We start from the raw sequence: 20463 nt of genomic DNA on the forward strand, positions 1-20463 counted from the left end.
ATTCTCGAATAGAAAACGATTCCTAAATTCAAGAATCGACCTGTTCCACCGGCAGGGTAATCGTCGCTCTCAGTCCCCCCATCGGGCTCTGGTCCAGCGTCAGGTTTCCCCCGTGCCCGCGCACGATGTCGCGGGCGATCGCCAGGCCCAGGCCCACGCCCTTGATGTTCTGGTTGCGCGCCTCATCCAGCCGCGAGAACGGCTTGAAGGCCTCCTCGCGCTTTTCCGGCGCGATGCCCGGACCGTCATCGTCGATATTGAGATTGACCTCGCGGCCGACGATCACTGCGCTCAGCCGCACCGTCTTGCCGTAGTGAAAGCCGTTCATGATCAGGTTGGTCATGGCCCGCTCGATCGACAGCCGGCGCACGCGCACACTGATCGTCTCGGACGGCAGCTCGACCGCCAGCGTATGCCCCGTGCGGGCCGTGCCTTCGCGTAAGGACTCGATCAGGTCGCCGACGAAGACCGTGTCGGTATCCTCACCGGCCTCGCCGCGCGCGAAGGCCAGGTATTCGTCGATCATATAGGCCATTTCCGACACGTCCTGCTTCATGCGCTCGGTGGCGGTATCCTGCGCCGCCATGGCCAGCTCGAGCTTCAGCCGTGTCAGGGGCGTGCGCAGGTCGTGGCTGACGGAGGCGAGCAGGGTGGTGCGCTGCTCGATCTGGCGCTGGATGCGAGACTTCATCTCAAGGAAAGCGCGGGCCGCGGCCCGAACCTCGGTCGCGCCATAGGGCTTGAAGCCGGGATCGTCCTCGCCGCGGCCGAAGCGTTCGGCGGCATCGGCCAGCCGCTCGATGGCGCGGACCTGGTTGCGGATGAACAGCATGGCGATGGTCGTCAGGACCGCGGTCGCGATGATGATCCAGAAGAAGAAGATGTGGCCGGTCGTGACAAAGCCCCGGTCCTTCGGCACGAAGATGCGCAGCAGGCCCTGCCTGACCTTGACGCGGATATCGAGAAAGCCGGGATAGCGCGTGGTGTCGAACCAGTAGGGCTCGTCCAGCGCGTTGTCGAGCGCGTGGTTGAGTGCCCGGTCGAGCGGCACGAACAGGGATGGGCGGCGGTTTTCCGGCAGGTCGACGCCCTTGAGCAGCGAAATCGTCAGCCCCATCGGCTTGGCCTGTTCGGTGATGCGCTCGAGATTGGCGTCGGAGGGATCGGTCTCGTAGGTGCTGACCGCCCAGGCCACATCGCCGGCCATGCCTTCCGACAGCTTGGCGGTCACCGTCTCCCAGTGCATGTCGAAGAAGACCCAGGTGACGATAAGCTGCATGATCACGATGGGAGCCACGATGATCAGCAGGACACGGCCCATCAGCGAGCGCGGCAGGCGGCGCTGGATAATGGCCGGCCAGAATTTCAGCCGTGGCAGTTTCAGACCCATCAGTCGGGCGCCAGCATATAGCCCTTGCCGCGCACGGTTTGCAGGTAACGCGGGTTCTTCGGGTCCGTCTCGATCTTGCGGCGCAGGCGCGTGACCTGGACGTCGACGGCGCGGCCGGTCGTGTCGACGCTGTCCTTGGCCAGGTCCATGCGGTCGACGGGGATGTTGGCGCGCTCCGCCAGGTATTTCAGCAACTGGGCCTCAGCCTCGGTCAGGCGCACAGGCGCGCCGGACTTGGTCAGCTCGCCGCGTTCGAGGTCGAACGAGAAGTTGCCCATGGCGATGGCCTTGGGCAGGGCGGGTTTGGTGCCCGTCCGGCGCAGGATCGCTTCGACGCGCAGCAGCAGTTCCTGCGGCTCGAAGGGCTTCGACAGGTAGTCGTCGGCGCCGATGGTCAGGCCCATGATGCGGTCGTCGGCCAGGCCGCGCGCCGTCAGGATCATGATCGGCACGTTGGAATTGCTGCGCACCCATTTCGACAGCGAGAAGCCGTCTTCACCCGGCATCATGACGTCGAGGATCAACAGGTCGAAGTCGAGCAGCTGCAGCATGCGCTTGGCGGCGTCGGCATGGGCCGCGGCCGTGACGCGGAAGCCCTGACGCGACAGGAATTCCTTGAGCAGGGTGCGGATGCGGTCGTCGTCGTCGACGACGAGCAGGTGCCGGGCGGTGACATCGGTGGCGGCTGTCATGGTGTCTTCTTCAAGGGGCCGGCGCGAGCGGACTCGCAATAGACTCAAACAGGTACTCTAGTTCGGGATGTCGCGCTTGTCACAAGCAATCTCCCATTCACCGCATGGCGTCAAAATTGGGCGCGGGTGAGGCGAACGGGGCAACACTTCTGTCCCTTTCGCATGTCCCGGTAAATTAAGCCTTGCATTGGTTTCAGCTGCTACGGATAGTGGCGCCGGTCAAAAACGGGGCGCGTACATGAACTTCCACTATGGTCCGGAAAACCTGCAAAGCCTGCTGGGCATCGCCGTCATCCTGGCGGCCTGCTGGCTGTTGTCGGAGAACAAGAAGCGGTTTCCCGTCTTCCTGGCCATAGGCGCCGTCGCCACCCAGGTCGTGCTGATCCTGATCCTGTTCGCATTCCCGCAGTCGCATGTGGTGCTCAACGGCATCGGCAACGGCATGCAGGCTCTGTCGGACGCCACCAGCCACGGCATGCAGTTCGTCTTCGGCTATATGGGCGGGGGCGACCAGCCCTATGCGGTGGTGAACCAGGGCGCCCTGTTCGTCTTCGCGCTGCGCGTCCTGCCGCTGATCCTGGTGATCGCGGCGCTTTCCGCGCTGCTGTGGCACGTAGGCATTCTCAAACTCATCATCCGCTTCTTCGGCGTCATCTTCGAACGCGCCATCGGGCTGGGCGGCGCCTCAGCGCTCGGCGTGGCGTCGAATATCTTCGTCGGCAATGTCGAAAGCCTGATCATCATCCGCGCCTATCTCGACAAGCTGACGCGGTCGGAACTGTTCATCATGATGGTGGTCGGCATGGCCAATGTCGCCGGCTCGACCATGGTGGCCTATGTGCTGATCCTGCACGATGTGCTGCCGAACGCGGCCGGCCATATCCTGGCGGCGGCCATCGTGTCGGCGCCGGCAGGCGTCCTGCTGGCGCGGATCATGGTGCCGGAGCTGGCCGAGCGCCAGCACGAGAAGGTCGATTATTCCAGCACGCTGAAATACAACAGCGCCATCGACGCCATTTCCAAGGGCACGGCCGACGGCATGATGGTCGTCATGAACATCGCCGCCATCCTGGTCGTCATGGTGTCGCTGGTGGCTCTGGTCAATATGTGCATCGGGGGCTTCGTCGTCGGCGGTCAGCCCCTGACGATCGAGCGGATTCTCGGCTTCCTTTTCACTCCGCTGGCCTGGCTGATCGGCATTCCGTGGCAGGAAGCGCAGACGGGCGGCTGGATCCTGGGCGTCAAGATGGTGCTGACTGAGTTCGTCGCCTTCCTGAAGCTGGCGGCGATTCCGGTGGCCGAGATGACGCCGCGCACGCGTATTATCCTGACCTATGCGACCTGCGGCTTCGCCAATATCGGCTCGGTCGGCATTTCGGTGGCGGGCTTCAGCGCGCTTATGCCATCGCGCCGGCCGGAAATCCTGAGCCTGATCTGGAAGGCGCTGTTCGCGGGCTTCCTGGCGACCTGCCTGTCGGCTGCCGTCGTCGGTGCGCTGCCAAACGCGGTGTATGGGTTGTAGGTATTGGTGCGTGTGTCCGCGGGTCTTAAGTGATCCACAGATTGCACAGATTGCACAGATTTCACAGATTTTTCAGAGTGTTATCGGCTGGATTCTGAGCTGGCTACAAATACGGATATTGCGCTTCGCGCGTAGGGCCTCTTTGGCGGTTGGCGCGAAAGGGGACGGTAAGGCGCTGAATAATCTGTGAAATCTGTGAATAGCCCTTAAGCCTACCCGTCGCGGCTGCCCTGGGGCGATTTGCGCGCCAGGATGCCTGTAAAGCTCATCAGCAGGCGATCCTTGCACTTCAGCTCGCCGCGGCCGAAGACCAGCGTCTTGCCGGCGCGGGTGATCTCGCCCGTGGCGATGATGATGTCGTCCAGCCGCCCCGGCTGCTGGAACTGCGAATCGAGCTGGACGGTCACCGCGCCGCCGCCTTCGAGGTGGGGCAGGGCGAAGATGAACAGCGACGTGTCCGCCAGGGTCAGCAAACAGCCGCCGTGGACCGTGCCGCCGCCGTTGAGGTGGCGTTTTTCGGCCTTGAACGCCACTTCGACCTTTCCAGCCGCGTCCTGGCGGTAGTAGTAGGGGCCGACAAGGCCGTTGAAGTTTTCGGCGGGTTCGGACACGACCCAGCCGGCGAATTCGCCGTCGCTGATCAGCTGGCGCTTTTGTTCATCGGCCATCACGTTACTCCGGAGGTTACTCATGTCATCGCAGGTCGAAGAGACTCTGTTGGCGCTCTTATCGCAATTGCGAGACAAGGAGTCCATAAGCCCCAACGACCTCGCCAAGACGCTGGATGCCGAAAACTGGCAGCGCGAACTGCCGAAAATCAGGGGCGTCATCATCGGCCTGGCGCGCCAGGGCCGCGTCGACGTCCTGCGCAAGGGCAAGCCGGTGTCGCCTGAAGGGCTGAAGGGCGTCTACCGCGTACGGCTGGCGGCGGACGCCGAAGGCGAACTGCCCGAATAGCTGGATGACGCATTGCGCTGCCGGTGTTAGCCTTGGCATGCGATAGCGGAGACCGTCATGGGCAAGCTTATACTGGCAATGAATGTGTCGCTCGACGGCTATGTCGACGATGCCGGCGGCAATCTGGTGATGCCGAGGCCCGGCCCGAAGCTTTTCCAGTACTGGATCGACGCGGTCGCCGGCCAGGCCGCCACCATCTACGGCCGGCGCATGTACGAGGTCATGCGCTACTGGGACATCGACGATCCGGCCTGGGACGAACCCTTGCGTGAATTCGCCGAAGCCTGGCGCCGGCTGCCGAAATGGGTCGTGTCGGGGACGCTCGGCAGCGTCGGCCCCAACGCCACCCTGGTCGCCGGCGATATCGAAGCCCGGGTCCGCGCGCTCAAGGACCGCACCGACGGCACGATCAGCGTGTCGGGACCACAGGTCGCAGGCCTGCTGACAAGCGCCGGGCTGATCGACGAGTACCATCTGGTCATGCGGCCCTTCGTGCTCGGCCAGGGCAAACCGTTCTTTCACGACGCCCGGCCGCCGCTGCGGCTGGTGTCGAGCGAGCGGATCGACGACGAGACCATGGGGCTCATCTACGTTCCGGCATAAAAAAGACCTGGAGGCGAACCTCCAGGCCTTGGGGTTTGCGCGTCGGCGCCGAAGTTACGGCGCGGGCGTCCAGCCGGCATTGTTGTTCCAGCTGGCGAAGATCTTGGCGCGCGAATTCAGGCCGCTCAGGTCGGCCGTACTCGACGAGATGGCGGTGTTGCGGCCGCTCATGCTCAGGGCTGCGCCGGCCGCATTCATGCTGCCGCTTTCGCGCCAGCCCTCGGTCGCCGTTGCCGTCAGATTGGGCAGCGGATTGTTCCACCAGCCGGCCGTCGCCACGTGCGTCCCCATCTTGGTGTTGATATAGGCCACGTTGTCGCAATAGATGTTGCCGTTGGCCAGGCTGCCGCTGGTGAACGGCGTGGTGCAGTAGCCGCCGGCCTGGGTGACGCCGGACGAGCGCGCCAGGTAGGTCGAGCCCGCCGGCACGGCGGCGTCCGCCGTCAGCGACGAGTTCAGGACGACGAAGCCCGGGAAACCCTTGGCCGACCGCGCCTGGAAGACGAAGCCGCCCGAGGTCGGCGCGCTGGTGTCGACGACGGTATGCAGTTCGTCGTTTTCGAGCGCCACGGCGAACGGCGAGCCCCAGATGAAGTCGACATCGCCCGAGATCAAAGAATTGTAGATCCACACCCAGCCCTTGACCTGGATGGTGTCCTGGGTGCTGAGGAAGTTCATGTTGGTCGCCACCAGGCGCGAGCCGGTGAGGGTGGCCGAGTTGAAGTAGATGGTCTCGGCCTGGCCGTTGGTGTTGGCGTCCTTCACGTGGGTATTCTTCAGCGTGAAGTTGGTCAGCGTCACCATGTCGCCGCCTTCGATCAGCAGGACCGGCCGCCCGCCGCCCAGCGCGCGGCGGTTGCCCAGGGCCGCGTTGCCGCCGATATTGGTCAGGGTCGTGGCCGCTGCCGTCTTGCTGCCGCCGGTGCCGGAGTTGAAGGCTTCGAAATTGTTGGTCTGCACGATCACGCCGTCGCGGCTTTCGCCGACCAGGCTGAGATTGCTGACATTGCGCAGGAACAGCTGTTCGTCATAGGTGCCGTTCTTGATGGTGATCGTCTTGGCGGTGTTGGCGTAGCCGCAGGTGGTGCAGCCGTTCCACATTTCCCAGTTCAGCGCGCCCTGGACGCTGCGGAAGTCGGCGGGGCCGTCGTCGTCGACAATGACATTGACATTGGTCGGCGCCTTCTTCGTCGTGAAGGTCCAGTCGGTCGCGGCGCTGAAGCCGGTAAAAGCGGTGCCGCCGACCGTGCCGTTCAGCACGCCGTTGTCCATGGTTACGTAATAGCTGGTGGCGAAGTCGAGCACGTTGTCGTGCAGCTTGATGACCGCCTTGTTGCCCGTGATGGTGACCGGGCGGTAATAGGTAAAGCGCCACTGCGTCAGGCCCGGGACATTGTTGCCGATCTTGTCGATTTCGGTGTTGGTCCTGGCAAAGGTGGTCTGGGTTTCGCCGCCGGCGTTGACGACCGTCGCGCTGACGTCGATCGTGTCGACCAGGGTGCCGTCGGACTTGTAGACCTTGATCAGGCCGGTCGTCCCAAGGGTAGGGGGCGCGTCGAAGGTGATCTGCAGGCGGGTGTCGTTATAGGCGGCCGTATCGTTCTTGGCCGGGATGAAGTTCCCGGACGGGTTGGCGCCACCCCAGTTGTTGAGCTGGGCGGCCGTCAGGCCGGTCGAGGACGAGGAACTGCTGCCCGAACTGGACGAGGACGACCCCGAACCGCCGCCGCCGCACGCGGTCAGCAGCAATAATATCGAACAGGTAGCGAGATATACTGGTTTCATGTTTTCACTTCCCTTTTTGACACCGGTGTCATTTCCCGGCTTAATGGTACAGCGAAAGGCTGTCCAATTGTCTGATGATAGGTATGGATTTACGGCGCTGTCAACAAAACATCTTTCACATGTAAAGATGTCGGTAAGCATTAACCGGCCAGTGCGGCGTGCGGCCCACACCCGGCTCAGGCCACGTCACTTAAGGCGTGACGCCTTGCGTTCGGCGGCCTCCGCCAGAAGCGTCTCCAGCGTCAGGGCCTCGAACGGCTTCAGCAGGAAGTGCGCGAAACCGGCCTCGGCGGCCAGCGCCCGCGTCCGGGCGTCGCCATAGCCGGAATGGGCGATAAAGACCGTGCCGGCAAGGCCCGGCATGATCTTCATGTCGCGGCAGATGTCGAGGCCGTTGGTCCCCGGCAGGCCGATATCGAGGATGACCACGTCGGGCGGTAGCGTGGCCGCGCTGGCGATGGCCGTGCTGCCGCGGTCGGCCAGGGCGTAGGTATAGCCCATGAGCTCGACCATCCACCCCGTGGTCTGGGCTGCGGACACATTGTCGTCGACGATCAGGACATGGAGCGGCACGTTTGCAGTGCCGGCCGGGCGCGTCATGGAGAGCCTTGTATGATAGAGTCTTATCCCGGCTAAACCCCGGGAAACATTGCCGCTTTATGCGGGAGGGCGCGACAAAGCCGTGTCGCGCCGCTTTTCAGGACGCGCAGGCCTTGTGTTCGCGGGTAACATTTCCCGGCAACCGTGTCTGTCCACTAGTGCACATACCGAACGTTATTTTTTCCAGGGACTGTTGAAGGTGCGCCCATGACCTCTCCAACCCAGCAGCAGATGCGGCAAAACGCCTTGCTGTCCGTACTGCGCGACGAAGACAAGCAGCGCCTGCAACCGCATATGCTGGCGCTGGATTTACCGCCGCACGCGGTGCTGACCCACGCCGGCCAGGACGTCACCGACACGTGGTTTCCGTGCGGGAATGCGCTGGCCGCCTTCTGTATCGCCGGGGTGGACGGGCAGGGGGTCGATGTCGCCTTTGTCGGCCGCGAAGGCGCGATCGGCGGCATCGTGTCGAACGGAAACGTGCCGGCCTACGCAACGTCGGTGGTGCGGCTGGGCGGTCCGTTCCTGCGCATCAAGACCTCGGCGCTGGAACAGATGAAGCTGGAGTCTATCAGCCTGCGCCACTGGTTCTCGCGCTATGCCGACTGCCTGCTGGCGCAGGTCTTCCAGACCTCGGCCTGCAACGCCGTCCACACCATCCGCCAGCGCGTCGCCAAGATGATCCTGGCGGGCCTGGCGCGTAACAGCGAGCCGGAATTCAGGATGACGCAGGACCAGCTGGCCGACATGCTGGGCGTAGGGCGGACCTTCATCAGCCGCGTGCTGGGAAGTCTGCGCCGCGACGGCATTATCGAGACGGGGCGCGGTGTCATGATCATCAAGGACTTGCAGGCCTTGCGCGCCCTGTCGTGCACCTGCACCATGGTCATCGAGGATCATTTCGACAAGGTCCTGCACGGCATCTACCCGCCGCCCGCATGACGGCGGCCATAGGTGCATGTTTCAGGTCTGACATATTTGGCGCCTTCTCCTCATTGTGAGGCCATAACCGGGCACCGCACGGTCCACGAAAAGAACACAATGGGGCGGCACCTTGTCGCGGACAGGCTGGAGGTCAACCGCCATGCGCCGCGCACTCTTTTTCGGTCTGTATGCGTGTTCGGGTCTTGCGTTTGCGCCGGGACCGGCATCCGCCGAACGCACGCTCCGTCCCGAAGACATCGCCCTGGCCAACCGCATCAGTTTCGGCGTCAACGACGCCCTGCTGGACGACCTGTCGGCGCGCGGAGCCGAGGCGTGGCTTCAGGCGCAGCTCCACCCCGACAGCGATATCGGGCTGCCGCCCGACGTGGCCGCGATGATCGACGCCATGCCGCACCTTCACAAGAAGGCGAACGATCAACTGGCCGAGGTGGCGGCGCTGCGCAAGAAGGTCGAAGACGCCAAGGCGGCGTACGATGCCGCCCAGGCCGCCGCCGTTGCCCCTGTCCCCGCGGCTCTGGCCTCTGCGACGATGGCGCCGGCGCCCGCCGAGGCCAAACCCGCCCCGCAGGCGCCTCCTCCTCTGGCGGCCTCACAGGTGCTGAACGCCTATCGCGGCGAGACGCTCAGCGAGACCCAGGCCCGGCGCGTGCTGCGCGAAATCTACGGCCAGGACCAGTTGCGTGAGCAGATGGCGTGGTTCTGGTTCAACCATTTCAACGTGCTGTGGGACAAGGGCGACATTACCTATCGCCTGGCCGATTACGAAGACAGCGCCATCCGGCCCAATGCGCTCGGCAAGTTCCGCACCCTGCTGGAAGCGGTGATGCGGCACCCGGCCATGGTGCAGTATCTCGACAACGCCCAGAACGCCGCGGGGCACATCAACGAGAATTATGCCCGCGAGCTGATGGAACTGCACACCATGGGCGTCGGCTCCGGCTATACCCAGGCCGACGTCGAGGCGCTGGCCCATATCCTGACCGGGGTCGGTTATCTGGCGCCGGGGCAGACCCTCAAGGTGCCGGCGGCCCAGCAGGCGCTTCTGATCCACGACGGCGATTTCGTCTTCAATCCCGCCCGCCACGATTTCAGCGACAAGGTCTTCCTGGGACACACCATCAAGGGCAGCGGCTATGCCGAGGTGCAGCAGGCGCTCGACATCTTGTGCAAGGAACCGGCGACCGCGCGCTTCATCTCAACCAAGCTGGCGCGGCTGTTCGTCTCGGAAGACCCGCCGAAGTCGCTGATCGACGCCATGGCCGGCCGCTTCCAGGAAACGGACGGCGATATCGCGGCGGTGCTGGACCTGATGTTCCATTCGCGTGAGTTCCGCAAGGCGCTGAAGACGCCGCTGCTCAAGGACCCGGAACACTATGTGGTTTCCGCGATGCGGGTGTCCTATCCCGACCGGGGCATTCTCAACGCGAAGCCCGTCGTGTCGTGGGCCGGGCAACTGGGCGAGCCCGTCTACAGTCACGTGACGCCCGACGGCTATCCGGCCACGCGCTCGTTCTGGAACGGGCCGGGACAGATCGAGCAGCGCTTTGAAATCGCCCGCTCCATCGGCAGCGGATACAACAACCTGTTCAAGCCCGACGGGGTCGCCCTGCCGCTCGAGACGACCCTGCCGCAGGTGCAGGGCCGCCGGTTCGACACCCTGGTCGCCAAAAGCTACAGCGCCCCGGTCCAGGCCGCGCTTGCCCAGGCCAAGTCGCCGGCGGAATGGAACACGCTGCTTCTGGCCTCACCGGATTTCATGGGAAGATAGTCATGGTGTCTCGACGCTCATTCTTTGGCGGTGCGCTCGGCTTCTCCTTCGCCACCGCAAGCGGGCTTGGGGTTGCCGCCCGCGCTCTGGCCGCGCCCGACGCCGGCAGCCGGCTGATGGTCGTATTCCTGCGCGGGGCTTATGACGCGGCCTCGATCGTCATCCCGACCGGCAGCGACTTCTATTATCAGTCGCGGCCGACCATCGCGATCGCGCGGCCGGACCCAGCCAATGCTAAGGCGGCGCTGGCGCTCGACGCCGACTGGAGCCTGCATCCGGCCTTGGCCGACAGTCTCTATCCGCTGTGGCAGGCGGGGCAGGTGGCCTTCGTCCCCTTTGCCGGCACCGACGATGTGACGCGCAGCCATTTCGAGACGCAGGACACGATCGAACTGGGCCAGCCGATCGGCGGCAGCCGCGACTACAATTCCGGCTTCCTGGGGCGGCTGGCGACGGCGCTGGGGCAGTCGGCGCAGCCGATCGCCTTCTCGCAGGACGTGCCGATCATCTTCCGGGGCGGAGACAAGCCCGTGCCCAACCTGACGGTCAATTCGATCGGCAAGCCGCCCTTCGACGCCCGGCAGCAGGCGCTGATCGAGTCGATGTACCAAAGCCCCGAGGCCGCGGCCATCGCGCCCCTGGTCGGCGTCCAGACTGGCTTTTCCGTCCGTCAGGGCGCCTACAAGGCCATGCAGGACGAGATGGCGGCCGCCAGCCGCGGCGCCGTCGACGCCACGGGCTTTGCCTTGCAGGCGCAGCGCATGGCCGGGATCATGGACCAGGGCTATAACCTGGCCTTCCTCGATGTCGGCGGCTGGGACACGCACGTCAACCAGGGCAATGCCGACGGCCAGCTGGCGTCGAAGATTTCCGACCTGGGCAAGGGGTTGGCCAGCTTTGCCCGTGCCAGCGGGCCGGCCTGGAACCGCACAACGGTGGTGGTGATTTCCGAATTCGGCCGCACCTTCCGCGAAAACGGCGACAAGGGCACCGACCACGGCCACGGCAGCGTCTATTGGGTGATGGGCGGGGCGGTGCGCGGCGGGCGCATGGCGGGGCCGCAGGTCCGCATCGCCGCCGACACCCTGTTCCAGAACCGCGACCTGCCCGTGCTGACGGATTACCGCGCCCTGATCGGCGGCATCATCCAGAAGCAGTTCGATCTGCGGCAACAAGGCCTCGATACGGTGTTTACCGGCGCGGCGCCGATCGACCTGCAACTGATTTAGGCAGCGCGCGGCGCGATTTGTTAAGCCCGATGGCGTAGGGTTGCGGCCTGGAGACGCCCGATGCCGATCGATCAATGCCGTAACATCATAATGCTGTACCGCCTGCGGGAACGCGCGCGGAGCCTGATCGAGGCCAGCCGCAAGACCGGCAATCCGGCGGTGGCGCAGATCTACACGCAGATCGACAACTGGCTTGAAACCCAGATGGCCTATGCGATGTCCGCTGCCCGGTAACGGCGGCATATTGACAGATGCGCTCACCGCGCGTTTATCCCGCCCATGTATTATGATCGCGCCGCTGTCGAAAACGCCTTCAAGGCCAATGAACCCCAGAACTTCCTCTTCTTTTGGGGACATCAGCCGTCGAAGGACGGCAGGATAACCTCTTCTTGCCTCAGCCAGTGGTGGCAGAGCGCCTTTGAGGTCGATGGCGTCGTGTACCGCACGGCCGAGCACTGGATGATGGTGCATAAGGCCCGACTGTTCGGCGACGACGAGACCGCAACGAAAATCCTGGCGGCCGAAAGTCCCAAGCAGGTCAAGCAACTGGGGCGGGAAGCCAGGGGATTCGACGCGGCGCGGTGGGACGCGCGAAAGCTCGCTGTCGTTCAGGACGGGAACTTCCATAAGTTCAGCCAGAACGTGGACCTGCGCGATTATCTTTTGGCGACCGGTGACCGGGTTCTTGTCGAAGCCAGCCCCGTCGATCCCGTCTGGGGTATAGGGCTGGCGGCCGACAATCCCGATGCGGCCGATCCGTCGCTTTGGAAGGGCGATAATCTCCTCGGCTTTGCCCTGATGCATGCACGCGAGCGCTTGCGCTGACGCGCCCCAGCGGGTAGCGCAATCGCAGTATTTTTTCGGAAGCCTTTTATGAAGACCATACGCAAGTCGAGCAAGCTCGCTCACGTCCTCTACGACATCCGCGGCCCCATCATGGAACGGGCCAAGCAGATGGAGGAAGAGGGCCAGAAGCTGATCAAGCTGAACATCGGCAACCTGGCGGCCTTCGGCTTCGACGCGCCCGAGGAAGTCCAGCAGGACATGATCCGCAACCTGCCGAACTCCGCCGGCTATTCCGACAGCAAGGGCATCTTCGCGGCGCGCAAGGCCATCATGCACTATACCCAGACCCAGGGCGTGCAGGGCGTGACGCTGGATGACGTCTACCTGGGCAACGGCGCGTCCGACCTGATCGCCATGGCGACCAATGCCCTGCTCGACGACGGCGACGAACTGCTGCTGCCGGCGCCCGACTATCCGCTGTGGACGGCCGTCGCCACCCTGTCGGGCGGCAAGCCGGTCCATTACCTGTGCGACGAAAACCAGGGCTGGATTCCCGATCTTGCCGACATCCGCGCCAAGATCACGCCGCGAACCAAAGGCATAGTGATCATCAATCCGAACAATCCGACGGGCGTCGTCTATCCCGACGCCGTGCTGCAGGACATCGTGACGCTGGCGCGCGAGCACAACCTGGTCATCCTGGCGGACGAGGTCTACGACAAGGTCCTGTACGACGACGTCAAGCATACGGCCATGGCCAGCCTGTCGACCGACGTCCTGACCCTGACCTTCAATTCGCTGTCCAAGAGCTACCGCGCCTGCGGTTACCGCGCCGGCTGGATGACGGTGTCGGGCGACAAGCGCGCCGCCCGCGACTATATCGACGGCCTGGACATGCTGGCCAATATGAAGCTGTGCGCCAACGTGCCGGGCCAGTGGGCCATCCAGACGGCGCTGGGCGGCTACCAGAGCATCAACGACCTGGTGCGCGAAGGCGGACGCCTGCGCCGGCAGCGTGACCTGGCCTACGAGCTGATCACCGCCATTCCGGGCGTGACCTGCGTCAAGCCACAGGCCGCGCTCTACATGTTCCCGCGCCTCGATCCCGACGTCTATCCGATCAAGGACGACCGGCAGTTCTTCCTCGAGATGCTGGAGGCCACACGCGTGATGCTGGTCCAGGGGACAGGGTTCAACTGGGCGTCGCCGGACCATTTCCGCATGGTCTTCTTGCCGCATGAGCCCGACCTGCGCGAAGCCATCGGCCGGGTGGCAGGGTTCCTCAAGGCGTATCGCGAAGGCGTATCCTAAGCCGGTTCGCCGGGCGGCAGCGCTGTTGACGGAGATACGATGCCATGCCGGACAGTGATGCGATAAGGCTGCGCGTTGCCGGATTGGACGATGTCGAGGCGATCAGGGGCCTGATGAAGGTTTCGATCGCGCGGCTTCAGAAGGGCTTTCTGACGCCCGAACAGATCGCCGTCAGCCACCATTTCATGGAACTCGACACCCAGCTGATCCGCGACGGCACCTATTTCATCGCCGAGATCGGCGGCGTGCTGGCCGGCTGCGGCGGCTGGAGCTATCGCGCGACCCTCTATGGCGGCGACGCGTCGCTGGTGGCGCGCGAACCGCAAAGACTCGATCCGGCAACCGACCCCGCGCGCGTCAGGGCCATGTATACGTCACCCGACTTTATCCGGCGTGGCGTCGGCTGGGCCATATTGCAGGCCTCGGAAGACGCCGCCCGCGCGGCGGGCTTTACGACGGCGGAGCTGATGGCGACACTGGCCGGCGTGCCGCTTTATGAACGCTGCGGGTACCGGACGATCGAGGCTATCGCCACCGATCCGGTTGACGGCGTATCGATCCCGCTGAAACGGATGCGGAAGGCGCTTTAGGGAGCGCGAAGGCTGTTGTCGCCCGCCGCATACCGCAGGCTCAGGTCGTGAACTCGGCGAGCCCGAGCTCGCCGAGCATGGCGTTGAGCACGCCCGGATCGCACTTGCCGAGGATGATGCGTGCCAGTCTTGAGGCACTGCGCGAACCGTCCGACGCACAGTGCGCCAGAAGCGCCAGGGCGAGCTTCATGGGCGGTAGGCCGAGCGCCTGTGCCTTGTCGAGCAAGTCCTCCGCCAACGCCTTGATCTCGTCGGCAAGATCGGTCGGCAGGCCGCTCAGGTCGAGCGCCATCAGGCGCGACGCCCCGGCGTCCCAGCCGATCAGGCAGGCGATATCCTCAAGCCGCATGACGAAGTCGCTGGCGGGCTGGGCCACAATGCCGCGCGTCTTTCCCAGTTTGCGCATCCTTAAGGCGCCGCCAGGGAAGGCTCCGCCCGCCATCGGGGCAGCCGCCGCAACGGCGACCGGACCGCCCATGTACATCGGTGTTTCCAGCGCCACCTTGCGCAGATTGGGCAAGCTGTCGACGCCTTCGCCGGCTTCGTCGACAAGGACAAGGCTGGTCAGGTGGGTGACCAGGCCTTCGGCTTCGGCTAGTTGCCCGGCGCGGGTGTCGTCGAGCGCGGGCAGGGCCAGCGCGGCGGCGAAGGCAGCTACAGCTCGGCCGAGCGGTGTCGCCGGTTCGGCCTCTTTGGCCGTCGTCCAGTGCGCCGTCAGGTCCATGCCGCCGCGGCGCGCCGACACGACATCAAGCGGTCCGGTGATCGGCACGATGGGCAGGAACGGGCTGCGCACCACGCCCAGCATGGCTTCGGCGACAGCAGCGAGGTTGGATGGCGTGGCGATGAAGACTGCCCCGCCGGTCAGCGTGGCCAGATGGCCGACGCGGGCCTCCAGGCTGCCTTCGCCGATCAGCAGGACGCTGATGCGGCGGCCGCGCTTCGCCAGCGCCTGCACGTCCAGCGCATAACTCTGTCCGTCGGTCACCAGCAGGATGTCGGTGACCTCGGACTTTGCCAGCACGGTGTTGAGCGCGCCGCCGATTTCCGTCCCGCCGCGCGGGGCCGACATCTTGGCTATGGCGCCATCGATTGCTGGCGCGTCGAACTGCATCAGGGTGGCGACGTGTTCCGCCACGGTGTCGAACTGCCAGAGGTCGAGATAGTCGTGGGCCCGGAGCGCGCCCGCGACGGATTTCACCAGCTTGATCGCCGCCGTATGCTTGGACTGGCCGGGGCCGAAGGCATCGCGCATCGAGCCCGAAAAATCGGTAAGGACGGCCAGGCGGCAGACCTCTTCGCCGCGCGGGCTGGCGCCGATCGTCAGATCGACGGTCCGGCCATCGGCGGCCGTTCCGCTGAGCGTTATGCCCGCCGGGACCGGTGCGACTAGGTCGACTGGCCGATTGAGCGGCACGGTCCAGTAGTCGCCGTCCTTCGCCGCCGCATGGGCGACCGTCACGGCGCCATCGGTGCAGGTGATGTGCAATTGCGCCGATTGTGGTGCACGCACCTCGTGTGTCAGCTGGTCGGCCTCCGGCAGGCCCGAAAAACCGTAGATATCGCCCACGGTCAGCGGAATGCGCAGGGCGCCCTGGCCGGCGACTGCGTTGAGCGACGCCGCCCAACGCAGGGTCACTTCGATCTCGCCGCCCGGACGGATGTTCGCCACCGACAGCGTATGGATGCCGCGCAGAACCTCTTCGTGCAGCACGGCCGCTTTGCCGGTTTCAACCGCGGCCTCATAGGTTTCGTGCGCCTGCTGGCGGCTTTGCGCGTGGCCGATGACGTGGCGGCCATCGATCCGCGCCTCCAGCGCGAACAGCACCGCGTGCACCGGCACGGGGAAGGTCATCACCGCTTCTATCGGCGCGTCTTCGGTATTGCGGAACCGGCGGCGCGTCTCGACGACGGCCAGGCTCGAGGCGATCTCGACATCGATTTCGGTCGCGATCAGGGGCAGGGGATGGCTCTGGCGCGTTTCGAGCCAGCCGGCCATGAAAACGGCCAGAGGATCAGTCAGAGGCGCCGGAATCTGGTGTGTCGGAATCTTGGGCATCGGAAACATCCTCCTTCAGGATCGCGGTCAAGAGTTTTTCGAGCTTAGTCAGTACCGGGTCGACGGCCTGACCGCTGGCGATGACGTCTGGGCTCACCAAAAGGGTGATGCCGGGCGCGACGGGAAATGGCGTGCCTTCACGCGCCAACAAGAGCAGGCGGATCGCCGCCGGCGGAAAGCCAAGCTCACGCAACCGCATATAGCGGCGGGCACCGTGGACATGCGCCTCGCCATACTGGGCATTGGCCCGTCCTCCGGACGGCGCCGGAATGAAGCCTTCTGCGATCAGGTAGCGAACCTGCCGCTCAGAAATTCCAGCCCGCTCCATTAATTCGTGGATTCGCACGGTATCTCCTTTCGACAGCAAATATGTCGAAAGGAGAGGTGGAGGTCAAGTGCTATTGACAAAAATCTTGTCGAAAGGATTTTCAATTTCAGCCGGGTTAGCGGGATGTCTGCATCCTCCATCGCTGTTCATCTCCCTTCCCACGCGAATCCTGCTGAATTTTTATGCCGCCTGTGAAAACCGTACGGTTCGGTTCAATTTTTTGCGGTCCGGCTATTGCCAATTTATCAATTTCCTTCATGTATAAGGGCCTTGAAACGCCGGGTTTCGTTCTGCGAGTCGATTTCGCGCATGTCTCTTATTGCCGAGCTTTATGTCGAAGGCTGACTATTCTATCGAAACGGCGGACAATGGCCGCGCGCGTTTAATCCTGAAAGGGCAGTGGACGATCACTGAGCTGCACGGCTTTGCCGTGCGCCTGCGCGCCCAGCTCAACAAGGCCCAGCACATAGAGGTCGACTCGTCGCAGCTGGAAGCGCTCGACACCGCCGGCGCGCTTTTGTTGCGCACCATCGCCGGCGACCGCATCGAAGGCGACCTGTTCAAGGGCCAGGACAAGTTCGCCCATATCTACGCCCTGACCGAGACGACCTCGAACGAGGGCGTGGCGATGGACAAGTCGTCCGAGCCCGCCAGGACCCTGTGGCACAACCCGCTGGCCGGGCTGATGGTCCGCATCGGCAAGGCCATGGAGACCTTCTGGGAACATTTCATCGCCCAGTCGGTGTTTATCGGCCACGTCACCACCCTGTTCCTGCTGTCGATCGTCAACCCCAGGCGCATCCGCTGGCCCGCCGTGGTCAACATCATGCAGCGCGCCGGGCTGGAAGCCATTCCGATCGTCACCCTGACCAACTTCTTCGTCGGCGCCGTGCTGGCCTTCCTGATGGTGCTGTCGCTCAGGCAGTACGGCGGGGCGGTTTTCGCCATCGACTTCGTTTCCATCGGCGTGTTGCGCGAATTCGCGCCGGTCATCGCCGCCGTGTTGATCGCGGGGCGCTCGGCCTCCAGCTTCGCCGCCGAAATCGGCGCCATGAAGATGAACCAGGAAATCGACGCCATGCGCGTCATGGGCATCGATCCGTATGAGGCGCTGGTGCTGCCGCGCGTCTTCGCCCTGTGCGTGATGACGCCGCTGATTACCTTCCTGGGCGCCATCGCCGGCATGATGGGCGGCGCGGTCGTCATCTGGGCGGTGCTGCAACTGAGCCCGGGCTACTTCCTGCAACGGCTCTATGATTATGTGCCGTTCGAGAACTTCTTTGTCGGCATCATCCGCACGCCGGTCTTCGCCGCCACCATCGCCATTGTCGGCTGCCGCATGGGCATGACGGTCAAGGAAGACGTGATTTCGCTGGGCCGCAAGGTCACGACCGCCGTGGTGCAGTCGATCTTCCTGGTCTTCATGATCGACGCCATGTTCGCCATCCTGTTCAACGGGTTCACCTTCTGATGGCCCGCAAGAAACCCTTACCGCCGATCGAAACCCACGAAGACGAGGCGAATGCCGCCATCGTCATCAAGGGCCTGCGCAACCAGTTCGGCGAGCACGTCGTGCACGACGACCTGAACCTGGTCGTCAAGCGCGGCGAAATCCTGGGCGTGGTCGGCGGCTCCGGCGCCGGCAAGACGGTGATGCTGCGCTCGATCCTGGGGCTGCAAAAGCCGACGGCGGGCGATATCCTCCTGCTGGGCCAGCGCCTGAACAGCGAAAGCCCGGATGAGCGCCGCCGCGTGCAGGCGCGCACCGGCGTGCTGTTCCAGAGCGGGGCGCTGTTTTCGACCTTGTCCGTGGCCGAAAACATCATGGCCCCGATGGCGGAATTCACCGATCTCAACGTGCGCGAAATGCGCGCCGTCGCCATGCTGAAGCTGGCCCTGGTCGGCCTGCCGGCGCGGGCGGCGGACCTGATGCCGTCCGAACTGTCGGGCGGCATGATCAAGCGCGCGGCGCTGGCGCGGGCTTTGGCGCTCGATGCCGAACTGCTGTTTCTCGACGAGCCGACGGCGGGGCTGGACCCGATCAGCGCCGCGGCCTTCGACACGCTGATCAAGGATCTGGCGTCCAGCCTGGGGCTGACCGTATTTATGATCACGCACGATCTTGATAGTCTCTACGCCATCTGTACCGAAATCGCCGTGCTGGCCGACAAAAAGGTTGTCGCCAAGGCGCCGGTTTCGGAGCTGGAAAAATCAACCCACCCGTGGATCCATGAATATTTCAATGGACCGCGTGGCCGAGTGAAGGCTTGAACATGGAACGCCAGGCGCACTATGCCGTCGTCGGCTTGATTACCTTTACGCTGGCATTGGCGCTGGTCGCCTTCGCCTTCTGGTTCATCAAGTTCGACTTCAACCAGAGCTACGCCATCTACGATGTCGAGTTCAACACGCCGGTCGACGGCCTGACCAAGGGCGCCGAAGTACACTTCAACGGCATCAAGGTCGGCGAGGTGACGGACCTGCGCCTGGGCCAGGCCAATACGCACCAGGTCATCGCGCGCGTGCAGCTGGACGCCGGCACGCCGGTGCGGACCGACTCGATCGCGTCGCTGGAGCCGCAGGGCGTGACCGGCCTGTTCTACATGCAGGTATCGCCGGGCTCGGCGCGCGCGCCGCTGTTGAAGCATACGGCCGACGGCCCGCCGCCCATCATCCATTCGGAGGAAAGCGCCCTGTCCAAGCTGTTGCAGGGTTCGGGCTCGGTCATCGAAAACACCTATGAAAGCCTGAACCGCGTCAACCGTTTGCTGTCGGATCAGAATATCAAGACCTTCTCGCAAAGCCTGGACAACCTCCAGCAGCTGACGGCCGACCTGAAGAGCCGCGAGCAGATCCTGGATGACGCGCACGAAGCCATCGTCAGCGCCGGCCAGGCCGCCGACGCGGTGACCGAACTGGCGCACACCACCAACAGCGTGGCGGGCACCCAGGTGCCGGAGACCATGGCCAAGATCAACGCGGCCACCGACAAGCTGGCGGCGGCGGCCGACAATTTCAGCAAGACGACGGCGTCGATCCAGAAGCCGTTCGACACGGTGCAGACCACGACCCTGCCGGAATTGCAGGAGTCGCTTGAGAACCTCAACGAGGCTTCGCGCTCGCTCAAGCAACTGGTCGACGACGTGCACAACGATCCCAAGGGCTTTGTCATCAAGCCGGAAGCCAAGGAAAGAAAGGTCAATCCATGACGCGGACCGGAATGAAGACTTTGGCTGTCCTGATGACGGCGGGCATCGCCCTGTCGGGCTGCGTCAATGTGCTGCCCAAGACCAAGCCGATCCAGCTCTATCGCTTCGGCTACGCGCCTGAGGTGAAGAAGAGCGACAAGGACGAGGCGCCCGTGGCGCCGCCGGTCAATGGCGCGGCCATGCCGGTGCAGCTTGGCCAGATCGACTTCCCGCAGGAGGCCGGCAGCGACCGTGTGCTGACGACGGAAGGCAACGAAGTCGCCTATGCCGGCGGAGCGCGCTGGGCGGCCCCGGCGTCGGAACTGTTCCAGGACGCGGTCAAGGAAGGCTTTTCGCGCTCGGCGACGACGGTCAGGCTCGATCGCCGTGGCGGATCGAACACCAGCTATCGGCTTGAGATGGTCGTTCATCACTTTGAAAGCGCCTACAAGCGCGGCAGACCGACCGTGTCGATCGCGCTCGATGCGCGGCTGGTGCGGTTGTCGGATCGCTCCGTGGTGGGGCAGCGGTACATCACCGCCGATGTCGGCGTGCGTCACAACGACATGTCGCTGATGGCCGACGCCTACGACCAGGCGACGACCGAGGTCGTGCAGGCTCTGGTGGGCTTTACGCAGGAAACGGTGGCGGCAAATCCGTTGCCGGATACGCAGGTCAAGCCGTAGGTAGAACGGGGACTCTTTCGCCCT

Annotated in this window: 21 protein-coding genes; 14 read left to right on the forward strand and 7 right to left on the reverse strand. The window is 64.2% G+C overall.

Annotation, left to right across the window (positions count from 1 at the left end):
• Nucleotides 1–28: 28 nt before the first annotated feature.
• Together AB8717_RS08580 and AB8717_RS08585 are read right to left on the reverse strand one after the other, a co-directional pair.
• On the reverse strand, nt 29–1384 hold the full coding sequence (locus AB8717_RS08580; protein WP_443750872.1) for an ATP-binding protein: 1356 nt from the start codon (nt 1382–1384) through the stop codon (nt 29–31).
• Nucleotides 1385–1389: 5 nt separating this feature from the next.
• Nucleotides 1390–2082, reverse strand: a complete 693-nt coding sequence (locus AB8717_RS08585) for a response regulator (RefSeq protein ID WP_443750611.1) — start codon at nt 2080–2082, stop codon at nt 1390–1392.
• 238 nt (nt 2083–2320) lie between these two features.
• Here AB8717_RS08585 and AB8717_RS08590 point away from each other — a divergent pair, with 238 nt between their 5' ends.
• Nucleotides 2321–3604, forward strand: coding sequence for a NupC/NupG family nucleoside CNT transporter (locus AB8717_RS08590; RefSeq protein ID WP_443750612.1), 1284 nt, complete (start codon nt 2321–2323; stop codon nt 3602–3604).
• Between the two features lie 212 nt (nt 3605–3816).
• Here AB8717_RS08590 and AB8717_RS08595 read toward each other — a convergent pair whose 3' ends face one another.
• Nucleotides 3817–4272 carry a PaaI family thioesterase gene (locus AB8717_RS08595; protein WP_443750613.1) on the reverse strand — a complete coding sequence of 152 codons (456 nt, stop codon included), beginning with the start codon at nt 4270–4272 and terminating at the stop codon, nt 3817–3819.
• 22 nt (nt 4273–4294) lie between these two features.
• Between AB8717_RS08595 and AB8717_RS08600 the strand changes: the two genes are divergently transcribed.
• Entirely contained in the window at nt 4295–4561 is a 267-nt protein-coding gene (locus AB8717_RS08600) for a DUF3253 domain-containing protein (RefSeq protein WP_443750614.1), read from the forward strand.
• Nucleotides 4562–4618: 57 nt separating this feature from the next.
• Nucleotides 4619–5164 (forward strand): dihydrofolate reductase family protein, encoded by a 546-nt coding sequence (locus AB8717_RS08605; protein ID WP_443750615.1) that lies wholly within the window; start codon nt 4619–4621, stop codon nt 5162–5164.
• A 54-nt stretch (nt 5165–5218) separates the two neighbouring features.
• Here the strand turns inward: AB8717_RS08605 and AB8717_RS08610 are convergent, their stop codons facing one another.
• Nucleotides 5219–6949: a hypothetical protein gene (locus AB8717_RS08610; protein ID WP_443750616.1), complete on the reverse strand. Its 1731-nt coding sequence runs from the start codon at nt 6947–6949 to the stop codon at nt 5219–5221.
• A gap of 186 nt (nt 6950–7135) precedes the next feature.
• Nucleotides 7136–7549, reverse strand: a complete 414-nt coding sequence (locus AB8717_RS08615; RefSeq protein WP_443750617.1) for a response regulator — start codon at nt 7547–7549, stop codon at nt 7136–7138.
• 207 nt (nt 7550–7756) lie between these two features.
• Here AB8717_RS08615 and AB8717_RS08620 point away from each other — a divergent pair, with 207 nt between their 5' ends.
• The 7 genes from AB8717_RS08620 (at nt 7757) to AB8717_RS08650 (ending at nt 14178) form a co-directional block, all read left to right on the forward strand.
• A complete protein-coding gene (locus AB8717_RS08620) occupies nt 7757–8491 on the forward strand; it encodes a Crp/Fnr family transcriptional regulator (RefSeq protein ID WP_443750618.1) in 735 nt (244 codons plus the stop codon).
• Nucleotides 8492–8633: 142 nt separating this feature from the next.
• The gene (locus AB8717_RS08625; RefSeq protein WP_443750619.1) at nt 8634–10262 is read left to right on the forward strand and encodes a DUF1800 domain-containing protein; all 1629 of its coding nucleotides are present in this window, start codon (nt 8634–8636) and stop codon (nt 10260–10262) included.
• 2 nt (nt 10263–10264) lie between these two features.
• Nucleotides 10265–11491: a DUF1501 domain-containing protein gene (locus AB8717_RS08630; RefSeq protein ID WP_443750620.1), complete on the forward strand. Its 1227-nt coding sequence runs from the start codon at nt 10265–10267 to the stop codon at nt 11489–11491.
• A 60-nt stretch (nt 11492–11551) separates the two neighbouring features.
• Nucleotides 11552–11725 (forward strand): hypothetical protein, encoded by a 174-nt coding sequence (locus AB8717_RS08635; protein ID WP_443750621.1) that lies wholly within the window; start codon nt 11552–11554, stop codon nt 11723–11725.
• A 45-nt stretch (nt 11726–11770) separates the two neighbouring features.
• Nucleotides 11771–12316, forward strand: coding sequence for an NADAR family protein (locus AB8717_RS08640; protein ID WP_443750622.1), 546 nt, complete (start codon nt 11771–11773; stop codon nt 12314–12316).
• A 48-nt stretch (nt 12317–12364) separates the two neighbouring features.
• A complete protein-coding gene (locus tag AB8717_RS08645; RefSeq protein ID WP_443750623.1) occupies nt 12365–13588 on the forward strand; it encodes a pyridoxal phosphate-dependent aminotransferase in 1224 nt (407 codons plus the stop codon).
• Between the two features lie 44 nt (nt 13589–13632).
• Nucleotides 13633–14178: a GNAT family N-acetyltransferase gene (locus AB8717_RS08650; protein WP_443750624.1), complete on the forward strand. Its 546-nt coding sequence runs from the start codon at nt 13633–13635 to the stop codon at nt 14176–14178.
• A 40-nt stretch (nt 14179–14218) separates the two neighbouring features.
• On the opposite strand, the gene AB8717_RS08655 is transcribed toward AB8717_RS08650, so the two are convergent.
• Both AB8717_RS08655 and AB8717_RS08660 read right to left on the reverse strand, forming a co-directional pair.
• The gene (locus AB8717_RS08655) at nt 14219–16237 is read right to left on the reverse strand and encodes a VIT domain-containing protein (RefSeq protein ID WP_443750625.1); all 2019 of its coding nucleotides are present in this window, start codon (nt 16235–16237) and stop codon (nt 14219–14221) included.
• On the reverse strand, nt 16194–16583 hold the full coding sequence (locus AB8717_RS08660; protein WP_443750626.1) for a helix-turn-helix domain-containing protein: 390 nt from the start codon (nt 16581–16583) through the stop codon (nt 16194–16196). The genes AB8717_RS08655 and AB8717_RS08660 overlap by 44 nt, the downstream gene beginning before the upstream one ends.
• 313 nt (nt 16584–16896) lie before the next feature.
• Between AB8717_RS08660 and AB8717_RS08665 the strand changes: the two genes are divergently transcribed.
• Genes AB8717_RS08665 through AB8717_RS08680 form a run of 4 tightly spaced genes read left to right on the forward strand, consistent with a single transcriptional unit; the run spans nt 16897 to nt 20439 of the window.
• Nucleotides 16897–18036: an MlaE family lipid ABC transporter permease subunit gene (locus AB8717_RS08665; protein WP_443750627.1), complete on the forward strand. Its 1140-nt coding sequence runs from the start codon at nt 16897–16899 to the stop codon at nt 18034–18036.
• On the forward strand, nt 18036–18836 hold the full coding sequence (locus AB8717_RS08670) for an ABC transporter ATP-binding protein (protein ID WP_443750628.1): 801 nt from the start codon (nt 18036–18038) through the stop codon (nt 18834–18836). The genes AB8717_RS08665 and AB8717_RS08670 overlap by 1 nt, the downstream gene beginning before the upstream one ends.
• A gap of 2 nt (nt 18837–18838) precedes the next feature.
• A complete protein-coding gene (locus AB8717_RS08675) occupies nt 18839–19774 on the forward strand; it encodes an MlaD family protein (protein WP_443750629.1) in 936 nt (311 codons plus the stop codon).
• Nucleotides 19771–20439: an ABC-type transport auxiliary lipoprotein family protein gene (locus AB8717_RS08680; protein ID WP_443750630.1), complete on the forward strand. Its 669-nt coding sequence runs from the start codon at nt 19771–19773 to the stop codon at nt 20437–20439. The genes AB8717_RS08675 and AB8717_RS08680 overlap by 4 nt, the downstream gene beginning before the upstream one ends.
• Nucleotides 20440–20463 lie beyond the last annotated feature (24 nt).

Source organism: Asticcacaulis solisilvae (genome assembly GCF_052327315.1).
Classification (GTDB): Bacteria; Pseudomonadota; Alphaproteobacteria; order Caulobacterales; family Caulobacteraceae; genus Asticcacaulis; species Asticcacaulis solisilvae_B.

Coding starts and splice junctions, on each gene's coding strand:
- AB8717_RS08590 (WP_443750612.1), top strand. CDS start 2,321: ATGAACTTCCACTATGGTCCGGAAAACCTGCAAAGCCTGCTGGGCATC.
- AB8717_RS08615 (WP_443750617.1), bottom strand. CDS start 7,549: ATGACGCGCCCGGCCGGCACTGCAAACGTGCCGCTCCATGTCCTGATC.
- AB8717_RS08625 (WP_443750619.1), top strand. CDS start 8,634: ATGCGCCGCGCACTCTTTTTCGGTCTGTATGCGTGTTCGGGTCTTGCG.
- AB8717_RS08585 (WP_443750611.1), bottom strand. CDS start 2,082: ATGACAGCCGCCACCGATGTCACCGCCCGGCACCTGCTCGTCGTCGAC.
- AB8717_RS08595 (WP_443750613.1), bottom strand. CDS start 4,272: ATGGCCGATGAACAAAAGCGCCAGCTGATCAGCGACGGCGAATTCGCC.
- AB8717_RS08635 (WP_443750621.1), top strand. CDS start 11,552: ATGCCGATCGATCAATGCCGTAACATCATAATGCTGTACCGCCTGCGG.
- AB8717_RS08605 (WP_443750615.1), top strand. CDS start 4,619: ATGGGCAAGCTTATACTGGCAATGAATGTGTCGCTCGACGGCTATGTC.
- AB8717_RS08675 (WP_443750629.1), top strand. CDS start 18,839: ATGGAACGCCAGGCGCACTATGCCGTCGTCGGCTTGATTACCTTTACG.
- AB8717_RS08665 (WP_443750627.1), top strand. CDS start 16,897: ATGTCGAAGGCTGACTATTCTATCGAAACGGCGGACAATGGCCGCGCG.
- AB8717_RS08670 (WP_443750628.1), top strand. CDS start 18,036: ATGGCCCGCAAGAAACCCTTACCGCCGATCGAAACCCACGAAGACGAG.
- AB8717_RS08640 (WP_443750622.1), top strand. CDS start 11,771: ATGTATTATGATCGCGCCGCTGTCGAAAACGCCTTCAAGGCCAATGAA.
- AB8717_RS08630 (WP_443750620.1), top strand. CDS start 10,265: ATGGTGTCTCGACGCTCATTCTTTGGCGGTGCGCTCGGCTTCTCCTTC.
- AB8717_RS08600 (WP_443750614.1), top strand. CDS start 4,295: ATGTCATCGCAGGTCGAAGAGACTCTGTTGGCGCTCTTATCGCAATTG.
- AB8717_RS08650 (WP_443750624.1), top strand. CDS start 13,633: ATGCCGGACAGTGATGCGATAAGGCTGCGCGTTGCCGGATTGGACGAT.
- AB8717_RS08655 (WP_443750625.1), bottom strand. CDS start 16,237: ATGCCCAAGATTCCGACACACCAGATTCCGGCGCCTCTGACTGATCCT.
- AB8717_RS08645 (WP_443750623.1), top strand. CDS start 12,365: ATGAAGACCATACGCAAGTCGAGCAAGCTCGCTCACGTCCTCTACGAC.
- AB8717_RS08610 (WP_443750616.1), bottom strand. CDS start 6,949: ATGAAACCAGTATATCTCGCTACCTGTTCGATATTATTGCTGCTGACC.
- AB8717_RS08620 (WP_443750618.1), top strand. CDS start 7,757: ATGACCTCTCCAACCCAGCAGCAGATGCGGCAAAACGCCTTGCTGTCC.
- AB8717_RS08680 (WP_443750630.1), top strand. CDS start 19,771: ATGACGCGGACCGGAATGAAGACTTTGGCTGTCCTGATGACGGCGGGC.